This is a genomic window from Shewanella sp. OMA3-2 (genome assembly GCF_021513195.1).
Taxonomy (GTDB): domain Bacteria; phylum Pseudomonadota; class Gammaproteobacteria; order Enterobacterales; family Shewanellaceae; genus Shewanella.
In genome coordinates this window covers 1793458-1804977 of sequence record NZ_CP090974.1, presented here as the reverse complement: position 1 = coordinate 1804977, position 11520 = coordinate 1793458, and the positions used below count along the sequence as shown (strand labels likewise).

6 protein-coding genes, 1 other RNA gene and 2 pseudogenes are annotated in these 11520 nt (G+C 40.3%); 7 read left to right on the top strand and 2 right to left on the bottom strand.

Annotated features, from left to right (window positions below; translation table 11 throughout):
* Window positions 1-83: 83 nt before the first annotated feature.
* Window positions 84-2347: pseudogene (locus L0B17_RS08005) on the bottom strand (DNA polymerase II).
* 314 nt (window positions 2348-2661) lie between these two features.
* Between L0B17_RS08005 and dinG the strand changes: the two are divergent.
* The 6 genes and pseudogenes from dinG to L0B17_RS07970 all read left to right on the top strand — a co-directional run bounded on the left by dinG (window position 2662) and on the right by L0B17_RS07970 (window position 8215).
* Window positions 2662-4737, top strand: coding sequence for an ATP-dependent DNA helicase DinG (gene dinG, locus L0B17_RS07995; protein WP_235089116.1), 2076 nt, complete (start codon window positions 2662-2664; stop codon window positions 4735-4737).
* Between the two features lie 17 nt (window positions 4738-4754).
* Window positions 4755-5518, top strand: a pseudogene (locus L0B17_RS07990) (sulfite exporter TauE/SafE family protein).
* Entirely contained in the window at window positions 5515-6174 is a 660-nt protein-coding gene (locus L0B17_RS07985; RefSeq protein ID WP_235089114.1) for a primosomal replication protein, read from the top strand. The pseudogene L0B17_RS07990 and the gene L0B17_RS07985 overlap by 4 nt, the downstream one beginning before the upstream one ends.
* Window positions 6175-6183: 9 nt before the next feature.
* Window positions 6184-6888 (top strand): DUF2057 domain-containing protein, encoded by a 705-nt coding sequence (locus tag L0B17_RS07980; RefSeq protein ID WP_235089112.1) that lies wholly within the window; start codon window positions 6184-6186, stop codon window positions 6886-6888.
* 6 nt (window positions 6889-6894) lie between these two features.
* On the top strand, window positions 6895-7803 hold the full coding sequence (locus L0B17_RS07975) for a histone deacetylase family protein (RefSeq protein WP_235089110.1): 909 nt from the start codon (window positions 6895-6897) through the stop codon (window positions 7801-7803).
* Window positions 7804-7882: 79 nt separating this feature from the next.
* Window positions 7883-8215: a late competence development ComFB family protein gene (locus L0B17_RS07970; protein ID WP_235089109.1), complete on the top strand. Its 333-nt coding sequence runs from the start codon at window positions 7883-7885 to the stop codon at window positions 8213-8215.
* A gap of 109 nt (window positions 8216-8324) precedes the next feature.
* On the opposite strand, the gene ffs is transcribed toward L0B17_RS07970, so the two are convergent.
* Window positions 8325-8421, bottom strand: an RNA gene (gene ffs, locus L0B17_RS07965) — signal recognition particle sRNA small type.
* Between the two features lie 724 nt (window positions 8422-9145).
* On the opposite strand from ffs, the gene L0B17_RS07960 reads away from it, so the two are divergent.
* The gene (locus tag L0B17_RS07960) at window positions 9146-11284 is read left to right on the top strand and encodes a multiheme c-type cytochrome (RefSeq protein WP_235089107.1); all 2139 of its coding nucleotides are present in this window, start codon (window positions 9146-9148) and stop codon (window positions 11282-11284) included.
* Window positions 11285-11520 lie beyond the last annotated feature (236 nt).

The window sequence follows — 11520 nt, the reverse complement described above, 5'->3', positions numbered from 1 at the left end:
ATAGGCTTAAAAATAAACAGCTGCGCTTAATCTTCCGATACTGAAGTTATAACAAAACAGTCAACACAATCATTTTTGTAACATTAGATTAACGACATTTGGCCATTAGAAAAATCGTCATAACTTAAACCAAGCAATGATAAAATGGGCTCTGCAATAGGTTGGATTTGTTTTTCTATATAATAGTCATAGTCCATTAACCAGTCTTTATCACACACAGGCTGAACGCCTGCTGTGGTAATAACATACTCAATTACCGTCCCTCTTTTTAACCAATCGGTATTTTGCTGATATTCGGCCATCAACTTTGCCGCTTTAACATGTGGAGTTGATTTAGCTGTGTAGTCTTCAACATTACGTTTCAGACGCTTTTTAAACACCAACTCTTGATCGAATACCCCTTGCTTTAATAAAGCCACTTGGGATTCTAAAAATTCGCTAATATCTTGTTGGTTAAAGAATCGCTGATAAAGCTGATATTGAATACGCTTAGAAAGCGGGGTCCAGTCGCTTCTTACCTGCTCCATCCCTTTAAACACTATTTCTGGCTTACCATGTTTATCTAATTTCAAGCCAACATAGCGTTTTTTACTGCCTATATCACTTCCCCGCAAAGTGGGCATAATAAATTGTTGAAAATGACTTTCAAATTCTAGTTCAAGATAACTCGCCAAATTAAATTCTGCTGCACACCAATGAGTCCATTTATCGGTAATGATTTTGGCCATCTGTAAGCCAATCTCTGACGCATTGAATTGAATGTCGTTACCAAGCCAAACAAAAGTCGAGTCGGTATCACCATAAATGACTTGATAACCCATTTCTTCTATCCAATTCTTGGTCATTTTCATTATCTGGTGACCGCGCATCGTAATAGAACTGGCGAGCTTTGCATCATGAAATACACAGCCCTTTGACCCTAGTACGCCATATAAGGAGTTCATAATAATCTTGATAGCTTGCGATAATGGTGCATTGCGGTCTGCTTTAGCCTGCTCTCGCTGTGCGGCTAAACTAGCGATCAACTTAGGAAGAATGGGATTATGACGATTAAACTTTGCCCCTAAAAAGCCATCAACTAGCACTTCACTAGTGTCATCATTTGACTCAGCTAACTTTAACCCTTCAACCAAACCTTTTGGATCTATCAGAAAAGTACGAATAATAGAGGGGTACAAGCTTTTAAAATCAAGAACTAACACATTTTTATAATGTCCCGGCATGGACTCCATTACATAGCCGCCAGGGCTTTCCAGCCCATTACTTGCAGGCATTTGGGGGGCAACAAAACCACTGCGGTGTAAATGTGGCAGGTATAAGTGATAAAAAGCGGCGACAGAGGCACCGACTCGGCCAAACTCCAGTCCAGTTAACTTAGCCCGCTCGATGGCAAAATCAAGTAGCTGAGTTTTATCAAAAATATCCCACACTAGTCGGCAATCAGTTAAATTGTAATGCGCAAGCTTGAGCTTATCGTCAACGAACATTTGACTTATTTCATCGCCTCGATTGTCAACATGATCAATCGCTTTGCCTTCATTTAATAAAGCACGTGCAACGAACTCAAGCGAAAAACGATCGAAACTATAAAATGCAGCTTTAAGCCAATCAATACCATCTAGTACAACTCGACCGGGTAAACTTAAGGTTTCTGGGCGATATTTATCTTCTACTTTCCAAGTTAACTCACTACAGCCTCGACCAATAGTGAGCGGAATATGATGATGTTTACAACGTTTGAATAGTAAGGCTAAATCAAACACGACTACTGCCCAGCCAATAATAACGTCGGGGTCATACAGACCAAACCAATCTATTAATCGATGCAGTAAAGCGACTTCATCTTTAACCCACACAATGTAATTTTCAGCTTCAGGGTATCGCGCTTGATCGCCCACCATCATGACACACTGATAGTCTGTCCCATAAAGACCAACCGAATATAACTCGCCTTGCATACTGCATTCAAAATCGAGGGAAATAACCTTTAAATGACTTCTTTTTGACAATACATTTTGTTTATCTGCCCCCCTGCCCGCAAAACAACACTATTGCTAACAGCATCTTGCAACAAATCCTCTTTTATAACTAACTGGGGTGTCCTAACTACACCTCTTCTTGCCCTGTGCGCAATGAGTACAGGTAAGTTGTTTACCGTAGACGCCATAATACCTTCGCATTCGATATCAAATGCGATGAATCGCTCAATCAAATAACGTTGCTCGGCACGAATATCAGTTTCATATAAAGGCACCCCTATATCATTCGCGATACGCTGCAATTGCTTAAGTGCAGCACTAGTTTTTAAATAAATGCCACAAACAATTTGATGATCAAAGTTGGTCATCGCCAAAGCAGCCACACGAGCTTGAGTTAAATAAGGCGTTAGCTTGACCACGTCAGTTTGACGGCAAAAGCACACAACATCCTCGTTATGAAGTTCAACGAGCACAGGTCCACTAGTCGTTTTAATATAATATTGCAGCACCAACTGCCCCTGCCGATAGCTGGCATGACGAGTAAGCACTAGCCCTTCAATACGAATAAGGGCCTTATTTACGGGCAAGAGATTTGAGTTCAATTTGATTATCTGTTTTAAGCACAAAGATTCACTGTTATTATGTACAGCATAAATCAGTCACCGCAGAATAAAAACTACTCATGCTCACTGACCAGGTAAAAACGCAAATTCGCACCATCTATAAAGACATTGCCTCGGCAATGCCACAATTTCGTTCACGCCGTGAACAAAATTATATGGTGGCAGAAATTTCTAAAACTTTAGCCGGTGAATATGACAAACAACGCCCTATCATTGTTGTTGAAGCGGGTACCGGTATTGGCAAATCACTGTCCTACCTTTTAGGTGCTATTCCATTAGGTATCGCGAGTAAGAAAAAAGTCTGCATAGCTACTGCAACGGTTGCACTGCAAGAGCAGCTGCTACATAAAGATTTGCCGTTCTTTTTACAGCATTCAGGTTTAAATTTTAAATTTGGCTTAGTGAAAGGTCGTCAACGCTATGTTTGCTTAGCAAAATTAGAGGGGATGATGGGCTCTCAAGACAGTTCGCAAATGGCGATGTGGCAAACTAAGCCAGATCAGAGCCAAGTTGAGCAACTGCAAAAAATACATCAGGATTATCACCAGAAAAAATGGAACGGTGAACTCGACAGTTTAAAAGAGCCTATTCCAGATTTTTTATGGCAACAAATATGTTGCGACAAACACAGCTGCCATCGCCAAGTCTCTGCACACCATAACTGCCCTTTCCATAAAGCCCGTGAAGATGTTGACACATGGGACGTGCTTATTGCTAATCACAGTTTATTATTTGCTGACTTAGAATTAGGCGGAGGGGTTATTTTACCTGAGCCTGAAGATATGTTTTACATCATAGACGAAGCCCATCACTTACCCATAGTGGCAAGGGATTTCTCTAGCGGGCAGGCGACTATACGTGGCGCATGTGATTGGCTAGACAAGGCAACTAAAACCTGTAGCAAGCTGCAGAACCAGTTAAAAACTAATAATATTATTGCCCTGGTTCAAGCCATGCTTGATCACATCACCGACATTATTAGCTTACTTAATCAAGTGGCTCAATTTTGTGATACCCAACCGCAATTTTTTGCCAACCCAGAAACCAGATGGCGCTTTGAGCACGGTCAATTACCCCAGTCGTTAACCATTCAAGCTGAAAACATCGCAACGGCGACAGGTAGCGGCTTAAAACAGTTTAATAAAGTGGTTTCAGTTTTGTCTGAGGCAATTAAAGATGGTGAAGTCCCAAAACACCAATCTGAAGGCCTACTGTCTGAAACAGGTTTTATTCTGCAACGATTAGAGAATCTGCATAAAGTGTGGAAAATGATCGCTAAAGAAGACAATAAAAAAGGCGCGCCTACCGCAAGATGGATTGAGTTAATTACCGGTAAACAACAAGATTATTTAGTCAGTGCTTCACCTATTGAAGTCGGCTTTATGCTTGAATCCATGTTATGGCAAAAGGCCGCTGGGGTAGTGCTGTGCAGTGCTACACTCAGAGCGCTTAATAACTTCAATCACTTTGCCCATCAGGTTGGTTTAAGTATCAATGATGGCAGCCGCTTTTTAGCATTGCAATCACCATTTGATTATGAAAATAATGCCACGCTTTTTATTCCCCATATGGATAATGAGCCAACAGATGATGATTACACCGCAGAACTTGCCAGCCAAATCATTGCCTTAATTGAAGGAGAAATGGCGTCTTTAGTATTATTTGCATCATATTGGCAAATGGACAAAGTGGTCGAATTAGTTGAAGGGAAAATCCCTAGTGAGCAACTTTTCGTTCAAGGTACTATGCCAAGACAACAAATTTTAAGTCAACATAAACAACGCTGTGATGATGATAAACCGAGCATTATTTTCGGCACAGGTAGTTTCTCTGAAGGACTGGATTTGCCTGGTGACTATCTCACTAACCTTATTATTACCAAACTGCCCTTTGCCGTGCCGACATCACCGGTTGAACAAGCCCATGCTGAATATATAAAAGTCAAAGGTGGTAATCCATTTTTACAACTCACCATTCCAGATGCTTCGCGCAAGTTAGTCCAAAGTTGTGGTAGATTACTGCGAAAAGAACAAGATTATGGGCGCGTAACTATTTTAGACCGTCGTTTAGTGACTAAACGTTACGGTAAATCGTTAATTGATGCATTGCCGCCCTTTCGGCGGGTGATAGAGTAGGTATTTCCTTGGAATTAATGTTAGACCCAAGCCATCTTGCGGCATTGGCTGTTATCGGAATTATTGCAGGCTTTATTGATGCTGTTGTCGGCGGCGGCGGACTATTATCTATTCCCGCCTTGCTTACCATGGGCATACCACCACACTTAGCATTGGGGACCAATAAATTAGCCGCGTGTTTTGGCTCAGTGACCTCTAGCTATACCTATTATAAGCAGCAGTTATTTGTGCCAGCATTTTGGAAGGCCTGTGCTATTGCTACTTTTGTTGGTGCAATACTAGGTAGTGGGCTGGTATTTTTAATTAACTCAAGTTGGCTTGAGAAGTTACTTCCACTGCTTATCATCAGTATTGCGATTTACACGTTATTCAGCCCAAAGGCCATGGGCAGTAAACATTTTATTGCGCCAACCAAAGCGCCCACTAATTCACGTCAAGGTATTCAGGGATTGATATTAGGAGGTTACGATGGATTTGCCGGCCTGGGATTGGCGCTTTTTGGACGGTATCCTCTATTTCTTTACATAAGTTGCCATTACTAGAAAGTTGCGCTTTAGCAAGAATAATGACCCTTATCAGTAATATTACTGCACTGATTATTTTTGCAAGTTTAGGGCAAGTTAATTGGTTATTAGGCCTATGGATGGGAGTGTGCATGATGGCGGGATCATTTATTGGCGCGAGAAGTGCGATTCGATTTGGTATTCCCTTTATCAAGCCATTATTTATTATCTCTGTGGTATCAATTGCTACCCATCTAGCTTGGAGCGCTTGGGCATGAACACCCAACAATTAATCCTAATGCTGAAACAACAACTTGCTCATATTGAACAAGAAGCACTGCAACATGATAATCAATTAGGCGATCATCAAAAGAAAACACTGCAACATGTTGAACGATTTAATCATAGCGTTTTTATCCAAGAAGGTGCTCAATTAAGCCCCTGCATTGTGCAACTAAAAAAAGATATCGCTCAATTAGAAAAACAATTGACCCTTAACTTAGCTAAAAGCACTATTGAACTTAGTTGTCAGCGCATTCAAGATAGGTTCACCGCATTAAGACGAGCTCTACTGACAACAGGATTAAACTTAAAATCTGCAGAGCAGAAAAAAGCCAGTAATCGTGCTCGATATGCTAAAAAACAACAATCTGTACAAGATAGTGGCTTTGGGTGGATTGCCAATAACATCATGCAAAACAGTCATCAACTTTATCAAGAGTTGAGTAAACATTTTGACTGGGCTAAAAAAATCGAACTCAAAATTCAACAGATGGAATCAAACCTAGAGGTATGTCATGCTGCTGACAAAATTACATTGCAAAATGACATTCTTTTAATGCATCGTCGTTTAGGTAAATGCCGCCAAGCCATTAGCTATATTGAAGAGCGGATACAACACTTTGAGCGACCACGCCAAAGTTTAAATCGTTAAGGAGCAACAATGAAATCATTCGTATCCACCAGTGCAATTTTAGCATTACTTTCATCAACCTCACTGATGGCAGCTAATCTTACCATTCCAATGTCGTTTGAATATTTGGCTTTAGATGGTCAACAGATAGAAACAAATTCGTTTAAACATAAATCAGATTTAAACTTAACCACTGGCAGCCATAAAATCGCCATTAGATACCATGATATGGTTCAAGATAATTTCAGCGATAGTCAAAGCTTTATAAAATCAGCGCCTTTTATTGTCACCCTCAATGTTGATGGAGATTTTAATTACACCCTTTCTCCAGCGACAGGTGAAGTCGTAAAACGTCCAAAATATTTTGCTAAAAAACCTGACATTATAATTACTCGCCAAGACAAGGGGTCGGTCAGTTATTCGGTAGAAAATACCCAACTTGAAGAAGCGTCTTTTTTTGCTAACTTATTCGGTGGCAATAAAACCGCAGATATCGATGCCATGTCAGCAAATGCGACAAGCAACAATCTCACCGTGAATACTGCTGCAACAACACCAGCTACGATTTCACCAGCGGTAGCCGCGACAGCTGTCACTGTTAACCCACTCAATACAGATAACTTGCCAAAAGCGACTAGCGCAGCACAAGCTGAGCAAATGTTGCAGTATTGGTGGTTACAAGCCGATGAGAAAACCCGTAAAGAATTTATGGGCTGGGCTATAAAGCAACTGTAATCGTTAATGAAAATCCCCTTTGTTTATCACGCCAGCTACTCAAAGCTGGCGTTACCATCTCACCATCGATTTCCAACCAGCAAATATCAAAACTTGTTTGAGTTCGCTATTGAGCAACATTTAGTTTGCCTAAGCATGCACCACCAAGCTGATAAAATAGCAATTGATCTGATAAAAAAAGTACATTGTGCTGATTATGTAGATACGTTTATCAATGGCTCCATTCACCCTAAAGCACTGCGTAGAATAGGCTTTCCCTGGAGCGAAAGCTTAGTAACACGCACTTTACATGCGGTAAATGGCACATTATTAACCTGCCAACTTGCCCTTAAATATCAAATATCGTTGCATTTTACAGGTGGCTACCATCATGCTCACCATGATTTTGGCAGCGGTTTTTGTGTTTTCAATGATTTGGTTATTGCAGCTAGCCACCTAATAGAAACACAACAAGTCGATAAAGTGTTAATTTTCGATTGTGATGTTCATCAAGGCGACGGCACAGCAACACTCTGCCAAGATAATCCCAACATCATCAGTTGTTCAATTCACTGCAAACAAAACTTCCCATCGAGAAAACCACTTTCCGATTATGATATTGAACTTGATAAGGGCTGCTCTGATGAGGAGTATTTATCATACATTGACAGTATATTTGGCTATTTAATCCAACTGCACCAACCTGACCTCATTATTTATGATGCTGGCGTTGATATTCATCAAGATGATGATTTAGGGTACTTCAATATCTCTACACAGGGTATTCACTCAAGAGATAAGCTAGTATTAACCCTAGCCAAGCATCACAACATTCCAGTTGCTGCAGTAATAGGTGGCGGATATAGCCGCCAGCCAGATGAGTTAACCCAAAGGCACAGTCAATTGCTGATTGCAGCAAACCAAGTTTGGGTGTAAAAATAAACTAAATGATAAATGGTTTTTCTTTCTACTATAATAAATGGTAAAACTAACACGATACATAATGGAGTAAATCATGCATTTAGAATTTCGTAATTATTATGAAGTCTTACTTTTGGAAATCTTGCGCGATGAAGGTTTAATGGAAGAATTGCCTGAAGATTATCTTGCAGATCTTTGTTGTGTCACGTTAAACCAGTTACCCGTACGCTACATTCGACATCTCGTAGACACTTATTTTTTTGAAGATTACAATGAGCTTAAACAGATGAAGGACGAAATAAACACAGCTTTAGAGCGTTCAAGAGCATTTTTAAAAGCCAATTTACACAATAAATTGAAAGAGGAAAAGGAGCTGAATAACAATGCGCCAAGTGAACCAATTGTGCAGTTAGGACACTCTGAATAATTTAATAGAGCTTAATGAGTAATATAGAAAGCTTAGAAAGACTGCACCATAAGTGTATGAATAAGCTAAATACTGAAGTTAATTATTTTTGGGGAGTATATTGGAGGCTCCCCTAGAGCCGACACCCCGGCACACGAGTCGCTTGCTGCGGTTGCTCCCTTCCGGCCTGGCCGAGTTCACAAGTTATCATTGCGGGGGGACCCTAGGGTCACCATAGACTTCTAAACAAGTGATATAAACACAAACTCATCTAGAACACGGGGATTATCCCTTAACCCTCCTATGCAATCAACCCCTAAATCTGGTCTTTTTGTCTTTAATGTCTTACTTGAACAATGATCGCTCAATTTCACTCTTTCATTTAAGATATAAGAACTGTAGTGGCACACTAATTTTAGCCACCTAACACAGCCAAACCATTTCCCCGCCAACAATTCTCATCATCACTTAATACCTACGCAAATAATGAAGCGCTCAGTAATCGCAATATACAATAGCCTCTTATCTGAGAAAAAACTTAACACTACGTTTAAATACGCCCGCCATTAACAGTAATGCAATCTATTACCAGTTAATTTTTTATCAGCCAGTTACAAAGTGTGACTCATCACCCAGTTATTGATAATAGCTTAAAAAACACTCACCTTTAAAGCGTAAATCTGGCAAATGTTGCTAATCTATTTATTACATAACAGTTTCTACTAATGGAACTGTAGTTGGCAAAAAGTAGATGTCTTTTGCTGAAAAAACTCACGTAAGCAACCATTATCACCACGAAAAAAAGTACCACTAAAGGAATAGTCTGACATAGTTCACAACTCTTACATCATCACGCTGAACAAGTGCTTGAGGTTAGCTACACTGTCCACAGGTAAAAACCATACACTTTATAATGATTAACATTTGAAGTGATAAAATAAGCAGGGAAATATGATGAAACGATTCAATTTCAATACAACAGCAAAAGCTGTTTTTAGTGCAGGGATACTCTCCTTTGCACTAATGGGCTGTGGCAGCGATGGTAAAGATGGTGAGGACGGTATTGATGGCCCGACTGGCACACCAATAAAATCTGCAAACAATATCAAAAGCACTATCACTTCAGCACAAGTAGACGAAAATAAACGGCTTACCCTCAGCTTCAATCTTACCGATGCTAACGGCGCCGCTATTTTAGGGCTTGTTCAAACAGATATTGCCACTATCTCTTTTGGTCGTGTCGGGGCTGCAACAGAGCTGGGGGAAAATGAGACGATTAACCCTAATCCTGAGCGTAAAATCTGGTTAAGTTACTTTAATAAAGATAAAGGCGAAGGATACTTTACCGGCTCTAGTTATTTTGATGGCACAAAAAGTCAGTGCACTGATTGTTTTGTTGACAACAATAATGGTAGCTACTCAATTAAAATAGATAAAACTATCGATACATTAGCCAAATATGACTATGTAGCCGACACGACAAATGGTGTCTATTTATCAATAAAAACAACAAATAATTTATCAAAAACTATGGTCGACAATAGCTTTTTCTATTGGGTACCGGCAACCGATGTGCAAGTTGATAAACCACTGCAAATACTTGCAAACGCTGACTGCCAAAGCTGTCACCGCGAAGGACAAGCAGGCAAACTGTCAATGCATGGTAGCAAGCATAATACCGAAGAAGCTTGTTCATTCTGCCATACCGACTACAACCGATATTTAAAACAAGATAAAGATTCCGGCGGCAATGTCATAGGTGAAGCATATGCATATGACGGCTCAATCAAAGGTATGGTTCATAGTATCCATACTAATTCACATGCCTCAAGTAGCGGTGTTTATCCGCAAATGACATCCAACTGTTTAACCTGCCACAACCCAAATCAAGACTTCAACCTAACTGATGGCTGGAAAGCAGATGTGGATACCACATCTTGCTGGAGTTGTCATAGCCCAAGCCCAGCGGCTAAAGCTGCAGGAACAAAAGCTTCACATCAGCAAGGTAAAAACTGTTTAGCTTGTCATGGTGGCGAAGGCCGTGGTCGTGGTGCAGAAGATGCGCACTACACACTTAACAGTACTCACTTAGCATCGGCACTAAAAGTCACCTTTAACTCAATGACGCTAGCTGCAGATGAATCATCTATCACGGCTAATTTTACTGTTAAACATGGCTCTGAACTGGTTACCCTTAAGCAAATTGACCCTCGCCCTTACAAATATGGCGGTTTTAATAGCGCGATTGTGATCAACGGTACTTTAGGCGATGACTTTTTAGTTAACTACCAAAAAGTCGGTATTAATACCTTTACTCAACAAAGTGATGGTTCTATCAATGCTTTAATTAGCGCTACGAGTTTCAATATTAAAACGTTAATTGATGCAAAATCTACCATAGCATTAAGCAGCCAACTTCACGTTTGCTCTAAAAAAGGCATTATTGCGGACTGTGTTGTGGATGACTTAAACCAGGAAGATGGCGATAGAAGTAAACAATATGCGCCATACCTTACCTCAGATACTTTCTACTATAACCTAGATGGCAGCCCTGTTAACTCATCGCCACGCATGCAACACGCTAAAATGGCTGACTGTCAACAATGCCATACCACTGAGATTACTCATCGCTATTCAAATGATCTTGATGGATGTGCAACTTGTCATAATGGCACCCGATCAAACTCAAACTTAGCTATCAAGGTACATGCTAAGCACTATGTTTACGACTCAAGCGGTGATTTATTCTTCAAGAAAACAGAATGCCAAGCTTGTCACGCTGATGATGGCTTCTCAATTCAGAATATCAAAACAACGGCATCGCCTGTCGCATTTGGTAAAGACAGCAATGGTGGCTTACTCGTTGTTTCACCGCAAACAGCAGCCTGTGTCAGTTGTCACCTACCGCCCTATGGATTAAACAACTCAACAATTGGCCATATTGAAAGTAATGGTGGAGTAGTGGGCACTATAAATCAACTTGGTGTTCCTGCTGCTGACTATGGAGCCATGAATGTTCAAGAAACATGTTCAACGTGTCATACCGATGCTCGCATCCTTCGGTCTCATTCAAATTGGGGCGGTCATTAACGGTTAACGGAAAGTGAAAATTAAGCCGCTCTATAGAGCGGCTTTGCTAGCTAACGTTACCTTTATTGGTGTCTATATGAATAATTCACCTACCACTTTATAAATAGTCTGACCGGCTTCACACAATATAAAGACCGATGAAGATTTACTCACTTTAATAACGTAATCTTATTATTAACAAGGTTTTCCAACATCGACTTAACTGAAAACAATACGCTTTGACGTAAAACGCAGAA